Source organism: Erwinia typographi, assembly GCF_000773975.1.
GTDB lineage: Bacteria > Pseudomonadota > Gammaproteobacteria > Enterobacterales > Enterobacteriaceae > Erwinia > Erwinia typographi.
Map to the genome: position 1 here is coordinate 30,121 of NZ_JRUQ01000029.1, position 17,423 is coordinate 47,543.

Below are 17,423 nucleotides of genomic sequence, written 5' to 3' on the forward strand. Positions count from 1 at the left end.
GTTTACAGGCACCTGGAGAGTACTCTTGAGCCAGGAATACACAGAAGATAAAGAAGTTTCCTTACAGCCGCTGAGCAGCGGGCGTCGCCTGCTGGAAGCGCTGTTGATTGTTGTGGCTCTTTTCGCCGTCTACCTGATGGCGGCTTTAGTGAGCTTTAATCCTTCCGATCCCAGCTGGTCTCAGACCGCCTGGCATGAACCTATCCATAACGTAGGCGGCGGCATTGGCGCCTGGCTTGCGGATACCCTGTTCTTCATTTTCGGGGTGATGGCCTATGCCATTCCTCCGGTGATCCTGGGGCTGTGCTGGATAACCTTCCGCCAGCGGCATTCGCAGGATTACATCGACTATTTTGCCGTAGCGCTGCGGCTGATTGGCGTGCTGGCGCTGGTGGTCACCTCCTGCGGCCTGGCGGCGCTGAATGCCGATGACATCTGGTATTTTGCCTCCGGCGGCGTGATTGGTAGCCTGCTCAGCAACGCGATGGCTCCCTGGTTCAGTGGGGCAGGGGGCACCCTGACGCTGCTCTGCATCTGGGCGGCCGGTCTGACGCTGTATACCGGCTGGTCATGGCTGACCATCGCCGAGAAGATCGGCGGGGTAGTAATGGGCGTGCTGACGTTTGCCAGCAACCGCTCACGTACCGACGAGCGCTGGCATGAGGAAGACGACGAGTACGATCGGAGCGAGGAAGGCGATGCGGCGCCGCTGCTGAAACAGCGTGCCGATAGCGATGAAGACGACATTCTGCTGGCGGCGCCGAAGAAAGCGCAGCCTGAAGAAGAGTACGAGGAAGAGGAGAGCGATCCTCTGCTCAGCAAGCCGGCCGCCGTGGCCGCCGCTGCCTCCGTACCTGCCGCAGCTTCACAGCCTGCCGCCGCCGCTTTGCAACCGACTTTAGCCGTGACTCAGCCTGCGCAGGCGGCACCTGCCGCGCCAGTTGCTGAAACCCCTGAACTCTATCGTTTCGACATGCCTGCGGAAACCCCGGCGCCTTCAGTCCAGGTGGACGATGAAGACGAGGGGCCGCGCATGGGCAACTGGCGTGACACTACTTCCTCGTCACCTTTTGACTTCTCCACGCCGCAGACCACGCAGCCGACTGATATGGCCGCTGGCGCGGCTGGCATCGCTGGAGCCGCAAGTGCGGCCAACGTGGCGGCGGCCTCCGCACCCTTTATGCCAGGCTTCAGCGCCACCAGCGAAGGCAGCAACCCTCAGATGAAGCAGGGCATAGGTCCAGCTCTGCCTCGTCCTAACCCGGTTAAGTTGCCTACGCGCCGCGAACTGGCGTCCTATGGCATTAAATTGCCTTCTCAGAGAATGGCGGAAGAAAAGGCCAAAGAAGAGCAGGATCGACTACAGCCGACGTCGCAGACGATGCCTGCGACCGGCCAGGATGACGAGGCGATGGAAAGGGAAGAGGCGCATCTGCGTGAGGCCTTTATGGCTCAGCAGCAGACGCGTTATGGCGAGGAGTTTGCCGAAGATGACGAAGAGGCGCTACAGCAGGCCGCCCTTGCCCGTCAGTTTGCCGAGCAGCAAAATCAACGCTATAGCGAAGAGCTTCGTCCGGAGAACCCGCAATCTCACCGACTGGATACGGCTGGCGCCTTCGACTTCTCGCCAATGGACGATCTGGTTGATGACGCGCCAGGCGAACCGCTGTTTACTCTCCCGCCAGATGCGGAAATAACGGCGGAGCCGTCGCAGTGGCAGCAGCATAGCCAGGCTCCTCAGCAGGCGCCTGTTGAACCGCACGCTGCGGCTCCGTGGCAGACAACGCCGCAACCGCCCGCTCAGCAACCGGTAACGCCGGCCTGGCAGACGCCTCCGAGCGTTGAACCGCAGAGGGTGGAAGAGGAGCCAGAGCCGGCTAAACCTGCTCAGGACAGCCTGTTCCATCCGTTCCTGGTGCGCCACGAGCAGCCGCTGGAAAGGCCAACGACGCCGCTGCCTTCCCTTGATTTGCTGTCGGCTCCGCCGGTAGAAGCCGAGCCGGTCGATATGTTTGCGCTTGAGCAAATGGCGCGGCTGGTCGAGGCCCGACTGGCGGATTATCGGGTGAAAGCGGAAGTCGTTGGCATCTCGCCTGGCCCGGTCATCACCCGCTTCGAGCTTGATCTGGCGCCGGGAGTGAAAGCCGCGCGTATTTCCAACCTGTCGCGTGACCTGGCCCGTTCGCTTTCGGCGGTTGCGGTGCGCGTGGTGGAAGTGATCCCCGGTAAGCCTTACGTCGGCCTGGAACTGCCTAATAAGCATCGCCAGACGGTCTACATGCGTGAAGTGCTGGAGTGTTCTAAATTCCGCGACAACCCCTCTCCACTGGCCGTGGTGCTGGGTAAAGATATCGCCGGACAGCCGGTGGTAGCGGACCTTGGTAAAATGCCGCATCTGCTGGTCGCCGGTACTACTGGTTCCGGTAAATCGGTCGGCGTTAACGCCATGATCATCAGTATGCTGTATAAAGCCACCCCGGAAGAGGTGCGCTTTATCATGATCGACCCGAAAATGCTGGAGCTGTCGGTTTATGAAGGCATCCCGCATCTGCTGACCGAAGTGGTTACCGACATGAAGGATGCGGCCAACGCGCTGCGCTGGAGCGTGGGTGAGATGGAGCGTCGCTACAAGCTGATGTCGGCGCTGGGCGTGCGAAATCTGGCTGGCTACAACGAAAAGATTGAGCAGGCAGAGGCGATGGGCCGTCCGATTCCTGATCCGTTCTGGAAACCGGGCGACAGTATGGACACCACGCCGCCAGTGCTGGAAAAACTGCCTTACATTGTGGTGCTGGTGGATGAATTCGCCGACCTGATGATGGCGGTGGGCAAAAAAGTGGAAGAGCTGATTGCCCGTCTGGCACAGAAGGCCCGTGCGGCCGGTATTCACCTGGTTCTGGCAACGCAGAGGCCGTCAGTGGATGTGATCACCGGCCTGATTAAAGCCAACATTCCGACCCGTATCGCGTTTACCGTTTCCAGTAAAATTGACTCCCGTACTATTCTCGATCAGGGGGGAGCGGAATCCCTGCTGGGGATGGGTGACATGCTCTATATGCCACCAAACTCCTCAATGCCGGTGCGCGTTCATGGCGCGTTCGTTCGCGATCAGGAAGTTCATGCCGTTGTTCAGGACTGGAAAGCTCGCGGTCGTCCGCAGTACATCGACAGTATTACTGCAGGTGAAGAGAGCGAAGGCGGGCTTGGGCTTGAAGGAGGCGATGAAGAGCTGGACCCGCTGTTTGACCAGGCCGTTGGCTTCGTGGTGGAAAAACGTCGGGCCTCCATTTCAGGCGTGCAGCGCCAGTTCCGTATCGGCTATAACCGTGCGGCGCGCATTATTGAGCAGATGGAAGCGCAGGGCATTGTTTCCTCGCCGGGCCATAATGGTAACCGCGAGGTGCTTTCGCCGCCGCCGCATGAGATGTAACCCAGCGGGTTTGGCTGTTTCACCGTAAATAACGGGCCGGGGAGACCCGGCCCGTTGAGTTTTTGGGGCCAGTCCCCATATCTACCCCATTGACGGTCTCAGCCAGGCTAACCGGCTGGTGATGTCGCCAGCGCCTGGCTACAGTGATCCTCCAGGCTACCCCGCTCACCGGGATAAAAAAGTTTTAATAAGGATGCCGTAATGAAAAAGTTAATGATTTCCTGCTCTCTGCTCGCCGCTTTAAGCTCTGCCAGCGTGCTGGCCGATGCGTCTTCTGACCTTCAGCAGCGCCTGGACAAAGTCAAAAGCTTCCATGCCAGCTTCACGCAGAAAGTCACCGACGGCAGCGGCCAGTCCGTGCAGGATGGCGAAGGAGAGCTGTGGGTGAAGCGTCCTAATCTGTTCAACTGGCATATCACCGCGCCGGATGAAAGCGTGCTGATTTCCGACGGCAAAACGCTGTGGTTCTACAATCCCTTCGTTGAGCAGGTCAGCGCAAGCTGGCTGAAAGATGCCACCAGCAACACGCCGTTTATGCTGATTGCGCGTAATCAGAGCAGCGACTGGAAGCAGTACAACATTAAGCAGCAGGGCGACAATTTTGAACTGACGCCCAAATCTACCGATGGCAACCTGAAGCAGTTCACCATCAACGTTTCCGGCAACGGCACCATTAATCAGTTCAGCGCCGTGGAGCAGGATGGGCAGCGCAGCAGCTACGCGCTGAAAACGCAGCAGAATGGCGCCGTTGAGGCCAGTAAATTCCAGTTCACGCCGCCGAAAGGCGTGACGGTGGACGATCAGCGTCAGTGAGGTCAGCTTGAGTAATCTGTCTCTGGATTTCTCCCACAATGAGTTTCAGCCGCTGGCGGCACGAATGCGGCCGCGCACGCTGGCAGAATATATTGGGCAGCAGCATCTGCTGGCTGCCGGTAAGCCGCTACCGCGAGCGATAGAGGCCGGACATCTGCATTCGATGATCCTGTGGGGACCGCCAGGGACAGGAAAAACCACCCTCGCCGAAATTATCGGCCGCTATGGTCAGGCGGACGTTGAGCGTATTTCTGCGGTCACCTCCGGCGTAAAGGAGATCCGCGAGGCGATTGAGCGCGCGAGGCAGAATCGTGATGCGGGCCGTCGCACTATCCTGTTTGTGGATGAGGTGCACCGCTTCAATAAAAGTCAGCAGGATGCTTTTCTCCCGCACATTGAAGATGGCACCATCACTTTTATCGGCGCCACCACTGAAAACCCTTCGTTCGAACTGAATTCGGCACTCCTGTCGCGCGCGCGCGTTTATCTGCTGAAATCCCTGACCAGTGAAGATATCGAAACCGTCCTCGATCAGGCGATGAAAGACGGTGAACGCGGCTACGGTGGCGAAAACATTGTGTTGCCTGCCGACACCCGGCGAATGGTCGCTGAACTGGTGAATGGGGATGCGCGCCGGGCGCTTAATACGCTGGAGATGATGGCCGATATGGCCGAAGTCGATGCTAAAGGGCAGCGCGAGCTGACGGCTAAGCTGCTGAATGAAGTTTCCGGCGAGCGCAGCGCAAGGTTCGATAACAAAGGCGACCGCTATTACGATCTGATTTCGGCACTGCATAAGTCAGTGCGCGGGTCGGCTCCCGATGCCGCCCTGTACTGGTACGCGCGAATTATCACCGCCGGGGGCGATCCGCTTTACGTTGCGCGTCGACTGCTGGCGATCGCTTCGGAAGACGTGGGCAATGCCGATCCTCGCGGTATGCAGGTGGCGATTGCCGCCTGGGACTGTTTTACCCGAGTTGGCCCGGCGGAAGGCGAGCGGGCCATTGCTCAGGCTATTGTTTATCTCGCCTGTGCGCCGAAAAGCAACGCGGTTTATACCGCGTTCAAGGCGGCGATGCGCGATGCTAAAGAGAACCCGGATTACGACGTGCCCGAGCATCTGCGCAACGCGCCAACCCGGCTGATGAAAGAGATGGGGCTGGGCGCGGAATACCGTTATGCTCACGATGAGCCGAACGCTTACGCCGCAGGCGAGGATTATTTCCCGGCGGAAATGGCACAAACGCGCTACTACCAGCCAACTTCCAGAGGGCTTGAGAGCAAGATTGGTGAAAAGCTAGCCTGGCTGACTGAGCAGGATCAAAATAGCCCGACAAAACGCTACCGTTGACTGTATCCTTGCGGTAAGGTTAGCAAGGAATTCAACGCATTCGCTTGCCGGATGCGCCCCTCTTTTCACACAATCAAACTATTCACAGGACAAGCATGCTCGATCCCAATCTGCTGCGTAATGAGCCAGACGCAGTCGCTGAAAAACTGGCACGCCGGGGCTATAAGCTTGACGTTGATACGCTGCGTTCGCAGGAAGAGCGCCGCAAAGTTCTGCAGGTTGAAACTGAATCGCTGCAGGCGGAACGTAATTCCCGATCCAAAAGTATCGGGCAGGCCAAGGCGCGTGGGGAAGATATCGAGCCGTTACGTCAGGAAGTGAACGCGCTGGGCGAACGCCTGGACGCGGCCAAAGCGGAACTGGACGAACTGCAGAATGCCATTCGCGACAGGGCTTCCGCGATCCCTAATATCCCGGCTGATGAAGTGCCGTTGGGGAAAGACGACAGCGAAAATCTGGAAATCAGCCGCTGGGGCACGCCAAAAGCATACGATTTTGCCGTCCGCGACCACGTCGAACTGGGTGAAATGGCCTCCGGGCTGGATTTTGCCATGGGCGCTAAGCTCACCGGCGCGCGCTTCGTGGTGATGCAGGGGCAAATAGCGCTGATGCACCGTGCGCTGAGCCAGTTCATGCTGGATCTGCACACCGGGCAGCATGGCTACCTCGAAACGTACGTGCCTTATCTGGTGAACCACACCTCGCTGTACGGTACCGGCCAGTTGCCGAAGTTTGGCGAAGATCTTTTCCATACCCGTCCGCTGGAAGAAGAAGCCTCCAGCAGCGATTATGCGCTGATCCCGACATCTGAAGTGCCGCTGACCAACATGGTGCGCGACGAGATTCTGGAAGAAGAGTCTCTGCCGCTGAAGTTTACCGCTCACACGCCTTGCTTCCGTTCTGAAGCCGGAGCCTACGGGCGCGATACCCGTGGCCTGATCCGTATGCATCAGTTCGATAAGGTCGAGATGGTGCAGATAACCCGCCCGGAAGACTCCATGCAGGCGCTGGAAGAACTGGTTGGTCATGCGGAAAAGGTGCTGCAACTGCTGGATCTGCCTTACCGCAAGGTGCTGCTGTGCACCGGTGATATGGGCTTTGGCTCCTGTAAAACCTACGATCTGGAAGTGTGGCTGCCGGCGCAGGATACCTACCGTGAAATCTCATCCTGCTCCAATATGGGCGATTTCCAGGCGCGTCGTATGCAGGCTCGCTGTCGCAGCAAAGCGGAGAAGAAAACACGTCTGGTTCACACCCTCAACGGGTCTGGCCTGGCGGTCGGACGCACGCTGGTTGCGGTACTGGAAAACTATCAGCAGGCTGACGGCCGCATTGCGGTGCCTGAAGTGCTGAAACCATATATGAAAGGGCTGGAATTTATTGGCTGAGTAAAAGCCTGACGTGACTGCCGGAAAAAACCTGCCGCCCTGCGCCGCAGGTTTTTTTTTGATTTAAATCGTCTGATCGACTGTTTCTGGCCGTAATAAACCCTTTGTTGATACCTGTCAAAATTCTCTTCTTGCGCCAAATTCAGACTACTTCCTAAGAGGTAGTTTCTTGCACGCCAAAAATTACCCCCCGCAGTGAAAAGGAAGCTAATTGCTGAGAGGTATTTATTTAATGAACAACGAACAGTCAGCAAATTTACTCAGCCGCAGGATGAGCAGGCGTACGCTGGTGAAAACGAGCGCTGTCGGCGGCGCGCTGGCCGCAGCGGGCAGCCTGGCGTTGCCCTTCAGCCGCATCGCCTGTGCGCTGACGCCAGCGGCGGCTGAAGCGCCTGAAAAGGTGGTCTGGAGCGCCTGTACGGTGAACTGCGGCAGCCGCTGCCCGCTGAGAATGCACGTCTCCGGCGGGGAGATCCGCTACGTTGAAACGGACAACACCGGTGATGACCTCTACGGCGGCCTTCATCAGGTCAGAGCCTGTCTGCGCGGCCGCTCGATGCGTCGTCGGGTTTATCATCCCGACCGGCTGAAATACCCGATGAAGCGCGTAGGGAAAAGAGGAGAGGGGAAGTTTGAGCGCATCAGTTGGGATGAGGCGCTAAACAGCATCGTGAGCAGTATGCGCTCGATAAAAGCCCGTTACGGCAATGAAGCTTTCTATCTCAACTACGGCACCGGCACGCTGGGAGGGACGATGACGCGTTCCTGGCCGCCGGGAGAAACGCTGATTGCCCGCCTGATGAACTGCTGGGGCGGTTACCTGAATCACTATGGCGACTACAGCACGGCGCAGATAGCCGCCGGGCTGAACTATACCTATGGCGGATGGGCCGACGGCAATAGCCCGTCCGATATTGAAAATACCCGCCTGGTGGTCCTGTTCGGCAATAATCCTGGCGAAACCCGAATGAGCGGCGGCGGCGTGACTTATTTCCTTGAGCAGGCGCGGGAAAAGTCCAATGCCCGGCTGATAGTCATCGATCCGCGCTATACCGATACTGCCGGAGGGCGAGAGGACGAGTGGATACCTATCCGCCCGGGAACCGACGCCGCGCTGGTCGCGGGCCTTGCCTGGGTACTGATTACCGAAGATCTGATCGATCGGGCGTTTCTCGATCGTTACTGCGTTGGCTTTGACGAAAAAACGCTGCCCGCAAGCGCGCCAAAGAATGGCGACTATCAATCGTGGATTTTAGGGCAGGGCGAGGACGGCATCGCCAAAACGCCTGCCTGGGCTGCGGCCATCACCGGCATTCCTGTTGAGCGCATTATCAAACTGGCGCGTGAAATCGGTCAGGCAAAACCCGCGTGGATTGCGCAGGGATGGGGGCCGCAGCGTCATGCTAACGGCGAGCTCACCTCGCGTGCCATTGCTATGTTGCCGATCCTCACCGGCAACGTCGGTATTCCCGGCGGCAACAGCGGTGCACGCGAAGGGGGCTGGGAGCTGGATTTTGTGCGAATGCCCGCGCTGGAGAATCCGGTGCAGACCAGTATTTCAATGTTCACCTGGACCGATGCCGTGGCCAGAGGGCCTGAGATGACCGCGCTGCGGGATGGCGTTCGCGGCAAGGAGAAGCTGGACGTGCCGATCAAATTTATCTGGAACTATGCCGGAAACTGCCTGATTAATCAGCATTCGCAAATTAATCGCACCCACGAGATCCTCCAGGACGACAGCCAGTGTGAAACCATCGTGGTGATCGATAACCATATGACGGCTTCGGCAAAATATGCCGATATCCTGCTGCCGGACTGCACCGCATCGGAACAGATGGATTTTTGCCTCGATGCTTCCAGCGGCAATATGGGTTACGTCATCTTTGCTGAACAGGCGATCAAGCCGCGTTTCGAATGCCGGACCATTTATGACATGACCAGCGATTTAGCCAAGCGGTTGCAGGTGGACGAAGCGTTTACCGAAGGACGCACTCACGAAGGCTGGCTGCGCCATCTCTATGCTCAGTCTCAGAAAAATATCCCGGAACTGCCTTCATTTGAGCAGTTCCGCCAACAGGGGATCTTTAAGCAGCGCGATCCTGACGGCCATCATATCGCCTACCGGGATTTTCGTAACGATCCTGAAGGCAACCCGCTGACCACGCCTTCTGGAAAAATTGAAATCTACTCCGCCCAGCTTGCGGACATTGCTGCCAGCTGGCAGCTGGAGCCGGATGAAACAATCCATCCTTTACCTGTTTATCATGCGGGATTCGAAGGGGCGCACGATCCGCTGCGCAAGAAATTTCCCCTTCAGCTGACCGGTTTTCACTATAAGGCGCGCACCCACTCCACCTATGGCAACGTTGAGGTGCTAAAGGAAGCCTGTCGTCAGGAGGTATGGATCAACCCTCTGGACGCTCGCGCGCGTAATATCGCCAATGGTGAGAGGGTGAAAGTGTTTAACGATCGTGGTGCGCTGATCGTCGCGGCCAGGGTGACGCCGCGCATTATACCCGGCGTTATTGCGCTGGGCGAAGGGGCCTGGTATACGCCTGACGCCAACGGCGTGGACCAGAACGGCAGCATTAACGTGCTGACAAGCCAGCGCCCCTCTCCGCTAGCCAAAGGAAATCCTTCGCACTCTAATTTAGTCGACGTCAGCAAAGTGGAGGGATAACCCATGCAGACACAGTACGGATTTTATATTGATTCAAGCCGCTGCACCGGCTGCAAAACCTGTGAACTGGCCTGTAAGGATTTTAAAAATCTCTCTCCTGAGGTCAGCTTCCGCCGCATCTATGAATATGCGGGCGGTGAGTGGCAGCGGGACGGGGATGGCTGGCATCAGGACGTGTTTGCTTACTATCTCTCCATTGCCTGTAATCACTGCGCCGATCCTGCCTGCACAAAGGTTTGTCCCAGCGGTGCGATGCATAAGCGAGAGGATGGGTTTGTGGTTGTCGATGAGGATGTTTGCATTGGCTGTCGCTATTGCCACATGGCATGTCCTTATGGTGCGCCGCAGTATGATGCCGAAAAAGGGCATATGACCAAGTGCGACGGCTGCTGGCAGCGGCTGGCCGAAGGCAAGAAACCGATATGCGTTGAATCCTGCCCGCTGCGCGCGCTGGATATGGCTCCGATTGAGGTACTGCGTGAAAAATATGGCGATCTTGCTGAAGTCGCTCCGCTTCCGGCGGCGCATTTTACCCGGCCGAACATCGTGATTAAGCCTAACGCTAAAACCCGCCCGTTCGGCGACACAACGGGTCAGCTGGCCAATCCACAGGAGGTTTGAGATGGGTAACGGATGGAGTGAATGGCCACTGATAATCTTTACCGTGATCGGCCAGTGCGTGGTCGGCGGATTCGCGGTGGTTGCTGTGGTGTTTATCAGGGACCGGCTGACGCCGGAGGTAAGGATGCGGCTGATCCAGCGGATGTTTTTCCTCTGGGTGCTGATGGGGGTAGGCTTTGTGGCCTCGATTATGCATTTGGGCTCACCGCTGCGGGCAGTTAACTCGTTAAACCGCCTCGGCGCCTCGGCACTGAGCAATGAGATTGCGGCAGGCTCGCTATTTTTTGCGCTTGGCGGCTTCTGGTGGCTGCTGGCGGTGCTGAACAAAATGCCCAGAGCGTTGGCGAAGGGCTGGCTGATCCTCACGATGCTGGCCGGCGGCGGTTTTGTCTATGCCATGTGCCGGGTCTATGCCATTGCCACCGTGCCGACCTGGAGCAGTGGCTGGACGCCGTTTAATTTTGTGCTGACGGTCATTATTGGCGGGCCGCTGCTGGGCTATCTGCTGTTGCACTGCGCTCGGGTGACGGATCGGGTTACACGCTTTTTACCGCCGCTCGGCGTTGCGGCGCTGCTGATCAGTTTCGCGGTCATGATCCTACAGGGCGCGGATCTACATACCCTTCACAGCTCGGTTCAGCAGGCTACGACGTTAATCCCACGTTACGGGCAGCTACAGGTCTGGCGTCTGGCTCTGCTGGTGCTGGGCCTTGGATTATGGATCGTGCCGCTGTTTCGCCATAAAACACCTTCTACCTTATGGCTGTCTGTCGGGCTGGCGCTGATTTTTACCGGTGAAATTATTGGCCGTGCTCTCTTTTATGGCCTGCATATGACCGTTGGCCTGGTATAGCCAGGAGGAAACTGATGAGAGAGATAGCCGAGATTGCGCTGACCGCGCGCCTGCTGGGCACGCTTTTTTACTACGCCCCGGACGATGAGCGCAACAGGGAGATCGTGACGACATTCCATATTGCTGACTGGCAGCATGACTGGCCCTGCGGTGACCCGCTGGAGATCGAGCAGGCCGCCGCCCTGATCGGCAGCGCTCTGGCCGATCCTGAAAGAGTAAAAGCCAGCTGGCAACGGCTTTTTATCGGCCCGGACCCTTTTAAGGCTCCGGCGTGGGGATCGGTCTATCTCGATCGGGAATCGGTCCTTTTTGGCGATTCGACCCTCTCTCTCCGTCACTGGATGAAAAATCGCGGTATCAGCCCCGACCTGCCGTCGCCGGAACCGGAAGATCATTTCGGGCTGCTGCTGCTGCTGACGGCCTGGTGCGCCGAACAGCAGCCTGAATGGTTGGATGAACTGCTGCCGCAGCATATCCTGCCGTGGGCCGGTCGCTACCTCGAACTTCTCAGCAGACAGGAGCAAGACGTTTTCTATCCAGGACTGGCCTTGCTGGCCCTCACCACGCTGAAAGAGTGGGTGCGCAGAGGGAAGTGGAAAACAGACAGGGTTGAACTCTATTTTTGAGATGAAGATATCCAAAAATAAATGTTATCGACAGATATGGCGGCGGAATTGGTAAAGCTGTCATTTTTCATAGAGATAACTTCGCCATGCCGACGGCTGAATTACAACCTAAGTTACTGTAGATAAAAAAATTAAATCGGCCCGCAGCAAATCGTGCTGCGGTCGTTTTCTGGCCGTTGACTTTATTTAAGCGAATGGCATTATGCGCGCAAAATCTTCGCCTCTTTGGTAGTTCCACGATTATGTCCACCTGGTCTCGCCCTGTGTTTATGCTGCTCTGCGGCCTGATGCTGCTGACGGTTTCTATTGCCGTGCTCAATACGCTGGTGCCGCTTTGGCTTACCCACGATTTGCTGCCGACCTGGCAGGTGGGGATCGTCAGCTCGGCATACTTCACGGGAAATCTGGCGGGAACGCTGTTTGCGGGCTGGACGATTAAAAAGCTGGGCTTTAACCGCAGCTATTACGTTGCCTCGCTGCTGTTTGCGTTGGCTACCGCCGCGCTGGGTCTGGAAAGCGGCTTCTGGTCCTGGGTCATGTGGCGTTTTATCGCCGGGGTTGGCTGCGCGCTGATTTGGGTCGTCGTGGAGAGCGCCCTGTTATGCAGCGGAACCCTGCGCAATCGCGGTCAGCTGCTGGCCGCTTATATGATCGTTTACTATCTCGGCACCGTTGCGGGCCAACTGCTGGTCAGCAAAGTTTCCACCGGCCTGATGCACGTTCTGCCCTGGGTCACGGGCCTGGTGGTGGCCGCTATTCTGCCGCTGGTCTTCACTAAAGTGACGGCTAAAGGGGATGATGAAGACGCCGCGCCAGGCCGCATGTGGCCGATGCTGCGCCGCCGTAGCGCCCGCCTTGGTATTAACGGCTGCATCATTTCCGGCATCCTGCTGGGGTCGCTGTATGGCCTGATGCCGCTTTACCTCTCCCATCAGGGAATGAGCGATTCTACGGTCGGCTACTGGATGGCGCTGTTGGTTAGCGCCGGGATTGTCGGGCAGTGGCCGGTTGGGCGGCTGGCGGATCGCTATGGCCGCCTGCTGGTGCTGCGCGTTCAGGTATTTGTCGTTATCCTCGGGGCGTTTGCGATGCTGGGCAACGCCGCTATGGCTCCTGCGCTTTTTGTGCTGGGCTGTGCGGGCTTTACGCTCTATCCGGTTGCCATGTCCTGGGCCTGCGAAACGGTTGCCCACCATGAGCTGGTGGCGATGAATCAGGCGCTGCTGCTGAGCTATACCGTCGGTAGCCTGGCCGGACCGGCCATGACTTCAATGCTGATGCAGAACTACTCCGACCGGGTGCTGTTTATGATGATTGCTGCCGTCGCCTTTATCTACCTGGTTATGCTGCTGCGCAAGGCAGACAAACATGCCACGCCGATTGCTCATGCCTGATACGATGCAGAGCGTTCGTTACCTGTAAGAAAGGGAGCCGCGTGGCTCCCTTTTTACTGGTTGATCGGGCTGGCGATCGATCGCTCAGTACATCACATAATGACCGTAGCCTTCCAGGATACCCTTAACCCGATCCATCGTCTCTTTTTTCGGTGGATGTACGCCATCCAGCTTGTACTCTTCGCCCATAGCCACCCACTTGTGCTTGCCCAGTTCGTGATAGGGCAGCAGCTCGATTTTTTCGACATTGCCCATATCACGGGTAAATTCGCCAAGGCGGTGGGCTGAATCATCATCGTCTGAGTAGCCCGGCACCACAACGTAGCGAATCCAGGTGCGGATTTTCTTTTTCGCCAGATAGCGGGCAAAGTCCAGGGTGCGATGGTTAGAAACGCCGACCAGAATTTGGTGAACGTCATCATTGATCTGTTTGAGATCCAGCATGACCAGGTCGGTAACGTCCAGCAATTCATCAATCACCGGGTCATAGCGCCGGACGAAGCCGTTAGTATCCAGACAGGTATTGATGCCTTCAGCATGGCAGGCGCGGAACCAGTCGCGCACAAACTCAGCCTGTAAGATCGCTTCGCCGCCGGAGGCCGTGACGCCGCCGCCGGAAGCATTCATAAAGTGCCGGTAGGACACGACATCCTTCATCAACTCTTCTACCGTGACCTCTTTGCCGCCGTGGGTGTCCCATGTGTCGCGATTGTGGCAATACAGGCAGCGCATCAGGCAGCCCTGGAAGAAGGTGATAAAGCGGATGCCGGGGCCGTCAACGGTCCCGCAGGATTCAAACGAGTGGATACGGCCGGTAACTGACATTGCGATGAATTCTCCACGGTAAGCCTGCCTCTGGCAGGTACGCAGTCTTTAAGCTGCGTTAAGTCTGTTTTGCCAGCCATCTGTGACGATAAGGGGGGAGGTGGCTGGCAAACAAGACTGAGGAAGGCTCCACCGAAGTGGAGCCTGATACTCAGATATTACATGGTTTTGGTGAAGGTACGGGTAATCACATCCTGCTGCTGCTCTTTAGTTAAAGAGTTGAAGCGAACCGCATAACCGGACACGCGAATGGTCAGCTGAGGATATTTCTCTGGATTTTCCATCGCCTCAAGCAGCATTTCGCGGTTCATCACGTTAACGTTCAGATGCTGGCCGCCCTCAATGCTGGTTTCGTGATGGAAGTAGCCATCCATCAGGCCAGCGAGGTTAGCTTTACGCACGTCATCATCTTTACCCAGCGCGTTAGGCACAATAGAGAAGGTGTAGGAAATCCCATCTTTCGCGTAGGCAAACGGCAGTTTGGCTACGGAAGTCAGCGAGGCTACGGCACCTTTCTGATCGCGACCGTGCATTGGGTTAGCACCAGGGCCGAACGGCGCGCCTGCGCGACGTCCATCAGGGGTATTACCGGTTTTCTTACCATACACCACGTTAGAGGTGATGGTCAGCACGGACTGAGTAGGAACCGCGTTACGGTAGGTTTGCAGTTTCTGAATTTTCTTCATGAAACGTTCAACCAGGTCGCAGGCGATATCATCGACGCGAGCGTCGTTGTTACCAAACTGCGGATATTCCCCTTCAATTTTGAAGTCGATGGCCAGGCCATCTTCATCGCGGATGGTAGACACTTTGGCGTACTTGATCGCCGACAGCGAGTCAGCCGCTACGGAAAGGCCAGCGATACCACAGGCCATAGTGCGGTAAACATCACGGTCATGCAGGGCCATCAGCGACGCTTCGTAGCTGTATTTATCATGCATGTAGTGAATAACGTTCAGCGCGGTCACGTACTGTTTGGCCAGCCAGTCCATAAAGTGATCCATACGAGCCATCACTTTGGTGTAATCCAGCACTTCGTCCATCATCGGAGCTTCTTTCGGACCAACCTGCATTTTCAGCTTTTCATCCACGCCGCCGTTAATTGCGTACAGCATGGTTTTTGCCAGGTTGGCGCGAGCGCCGAAGAACTGCATCTGTTTGCCGACGACCATTGGGCTGACGCAGCAGGCGATGGCGTAGTCATCATTGTTGAAGTCCGGACGCATCAAATCATCGTTTTCATACTGCACGGATGAGGTATCGATAGAGACTTTAGCCGCAAATTTCTTAAAGCTGAGCGGCAGCTTCTCAGACCACAGGATGGTCATGTTCGGTTCTGGAGACGGCCCCATAGTGTACAGGGTGTTCAGGAAGCGGAAGCTGTTTTTAGTGACCAGAGTACGGCCATCCACGCCCATACCGGCGAGAGATTCTGTTGCCCAGATGGGGTCGCCGGAGAACAGTTCATCATACTCAGGAGTACGCAGGAAGCGAACCATGCGCAGCTTCATAACCAGATGGTCGATCAGCTCCTGGGCGTCCTGTTCGGTAATTTTACCCGCTTTCAGGTCGCGCTCAATGTAGATATCCAGGAAGGTGGAAACGCGACCAAAGGACATTGCCGCGCCGTTCTGCGACTTCACCGCGGCCAGATAGCCGAAGTAGGTCCACTGGACAGCTTCCTGCGCGGTTTGCGCCGGACCAGAAATGTCGCAGCCATATTTAGCCGCCATCTCTTTGATCTGTTGCAGCGCGTGGTGCTGGTCAGCAATCTCTTCACGCAGGCGGATAGTGGCTTCAAGATTAACGCCGTTTTCCATATCTGCCTGCAGCGAGGTGAACTGGGCAAATTTGTCTTTCATTAGCCTGTCAATGCCATAGAGCGCAACGCGACGGTAGTCACCGATGATACGGCCACGACCGTAGGCATCCGGCAGGCCGGTCAGCACGCCAGATTTACGACAGCGAAGAATATCCGGGGTATAAACGTCAAAGACGCCCTGGTTATGCGTTTTACGGTATTCGGTGAAGACTTTTTTCAAGCCAGGGTCCAGCTCGCGACCGTAAACTTTACAGGAGCCTTCGACCATCTTGATGCCGCCGAACGGGATCAGCGCACGTTTCAATGGCGCTTCGGTCTGCAAACCAACGATGGTTTCCAGTTTTTTGTTGATGTAACCCGCATCGTGAGAGGTGATGGTAGAAGCCAGGTCGGTATCAAAATCCACCGGCGCATGGGTGCGGTTTTCCAGCTTGATGCCTTCCATCACTTTATCCCACAGGGTGGTAGTGGCTTCAGTAGCACCGCTCAGGAAGGCCTCATCACCTTCATACGGGGTATAGTTTTTCTGAATGAAGTCACGCACGTTAATGCTGTTCTGCCATTCACCTTGTGCAAAGCTTTCCCAGGCCGCAACCTGTTTTTCGTTGTGCTCGCTCATTTGATACCTACCTTAATTACGTGGAGTTCTGTTGTTCCTGCCGCCAGTATGATGCAGCCGCAGGCGTTAAATCAGTCAGGTTCGCAATCAGTGACGATCGCCGTCGCGCAGATAGATTACCCAGTAGGTTAAGCCTACGAGGAAACCTCCGCCGATAATATTGCCCAGCGTGACCGGGATCAGGTTGTCGATAATAAAGTTGCTGACGGTCAGGTGTGAAAACTGCGCTGCCGTCGCGCCTGTGGCCTGCCAGAATTCGGGTCCGGAAAAATCACGAATAATAATAGCCAGAGGGATCAGAAACATGTTGGCGATGCTGTGCTCAAATCCGCTGGCGACGAACATCGCTACCGGCAGCACCATCGCTAACATTTTGTCGGTCAGGCTGCGGCCGGAATAGCTCATCCATACCGCCATGCAGACCATCAGATTTGCCAGGGTTCCCAGGCAAACGGCCTCAATAAAAGTATGGTGCATTTTATGGTCAGCCGTTTGCAGAACATTTAACCCCCATGCACCATTGTCGGCCATAGCCTGACCGGCAAACCAGATCAGCGCCACAAAGAACATTGCGCCGAAGAAATTCCCGATATAAACGTTAATCCAGTTGCGGGCCAGCTGGCCCCAGCCAATACGCCCGCTGGCTTTCGCCACCATAGTCAGGACGGTGGAAGTAAAAAGGTCCGCTCCGCAGACCACCACCAGCATCAGACCAAGCGAGAAGCAGATACCGCCAACCAGCTTGCTCATCCCCCATGGAGCGGCGCCTGAGCCGGTTGTAGCCGTGATATAGAAGACAAACGCGATGGAGATAAAGACACCGGCAGTGATGGCCAGGAAAAAGGTGGTGAAGGTTTTTTTCGTCGCTTTATAGACCCCGGCCTCTTCGGCAACTTTGGCCATTTCAGACGGTAAAATCAGGTCAAACGGGTTGCCAGCTTTCACACTAACTACTCCCAAAATTAGTCAACAACAGAATACTAACAAAGGAGTATAGGTTA

General features: G+C 56.6%; 12 protein-coding genes. 9 read left to right on the forward strand and 3 right to left on the reverse strand.

Annotation, left to right across the window (positions count from 1 at the left end; translation table 11 throughout):
- The first annotated feature begins 25 nt into the window (after positions 1-25).
- The 9 genes from NG99_RS09960 to NG99_RS10000 all read left to right on the forward strand — a co-directional run bounded on the left by NG99_RS09960 (position 26) and on the right by NG99_RS10000 (position 13,156).
- Positions 26-3,430: a DNA translocase FtsK 4TM domain-containing protein gene (locus NG99_RS09960; protein ID WP_034891710.1), complete on the forward strand. Its 3,405-nt coding sequence runs from the start codon at positions 26-28 to the stop codon at positions 3,428-3,430.
- Between the two features lie 201 nt (positions 3,431-3,631).
- Positions 3,632-4,243 (forward strand): outer membrane lipoprotein chaperone LolA, encoded by a 612-nt coding sequence (lolA, locus tag NG99_RS09965; RefSeq protein ID WP_034891713.1) that lies wholly within the window; start codon positions 3,632-3,634, stop codon positions 4,241-4,243.
- Positions 4,244-4,250: 7 nt separating this feature from the next.
- Entirely contained in the window at positions 4,251-5,594 is a 1,344-nt protein-coding gene (locus tag NG99_RS09970) for a replication-associated recombination protein A (protein ID WP_034891715.1), read from the forward strand.
- 95 nt (positions 5,595-5,689) lie between these two features.
- Entirely contained in the window at positions 5,690-6,982 is a 1,293-nt protein-coding gene (gene serS, locus NG99_RS09975; protein ID WP_034891718.1) for a serine--tRNA ligase, read from the forward strand.
- 232 nt (positions 6,983-7,214) lie between these two features.
- Positions 7,215-9,662: a DMSO/selenate family reductase complex A subunit gene (locus NG99_RS09980; RefSeq protein WP_034891721.1), complete on the forward strand. Its 2,448-nt coding sequence runs from the start codon at positions 7,215-7,217 to the stop codon at positions 9,660-9,662.
- 3 nt (positions 9,663-9,665) lie between these two features.
- Complete coding sequence (locus tag NG99_RS09985) at positions 9,666-10,283, forward strand: DMSO/selenate family reductase complex B subunit (protein ID WP_034891724.1); 618 nt, start codon at positions 9,666-9,668, stop codon at positions 10,281-10,283.
- Between the two features lies 1 nt (position 10,284).
- Positions 10,285-11,136 (forward strand): DmsC/YnfH family molybdoenzyme membrane anchor subunit, encoded by an 852-nt coding sequence (locus tag NG99_RS09990; protein WP_034891727.1) that lies wholly within the window; start codon positions 10,285-10,287, stop codon positions 11,134-11,136.
- A gap of 14 nt (positions 11,137-11,150) precedes the next feature.
- A complete protein-coding gene (gene dmsD, locus NG99_RS09995) occupies positions 11,151-11,762 on the forward strand; it encodes a Tat proofreading chaperone DmsD (protein WP_034891730.1) in 612 nt (203 codons plus the stop codon).
- Positions 11,763-12,004: 242 nt separating this feature from the next.
- The gene (locus tag NG99_RS10000; protein ID WP_034891733.1) at positions 12,005-13,156 is read left to right on the forward strand and encodes an MFS transporter; all 1,152 of its coding nucleotides are present in this window, start codon (positions 12,005-12,007) and stop codon (positions 13,154-13,156) included.
- Positions 13,157-13,240: 84 nt separating this feature from the next.
- Here NG99_RS10000 and pflA read toward each other — a convergent pair whose 3' ends face one another.
- The 3 genes from pflA to focA all read right to left on the reverse strand — a co-directional run bounded on the left by pflA (position 13,241) and on the right by focA (position 17,367).
- Positions 13,241-13,981 (reverse strand): pyruvate formate lyase 1-activating protein, encoded by a 741-nt coding sequence (gene pflA / locus NG99_RS10005; RefSeq protein WP_034891735.1) that lies wholly within the window; start codon positions 13,979-13,981, stop codon positions 13,241-13,243.
- A 158-nt stretch (positions 13,982-14,139) separates the two neighbouring features.
- On the reverse strand, positions 14,140-16,422 hold the full coding sequence (gene pflB, locus NG99_RS10010) for a formate C-acetyltransferase (protein ID WP_034891738.1): 2,283 nt from the start codon (positions 16,420-16,422) through the stop codon (positions 14,140-14,142).
- Positions 16,423-16,509: 87 nt separating this feature from the next.
- On the reverse strand, positions 16,510-17,367 hold the full coding sequence (gene focA / locus NG99_RS10015; RefSeq protein WP_034891740.1) for a formate transporter FocA: 858 nt from the start codon (positions 17,365-17,367) through the stop codon (positions 16,510-16,512).
- Between the last annotated feature and the right edge of the window lie 56 nt (positions 17,368-17,423).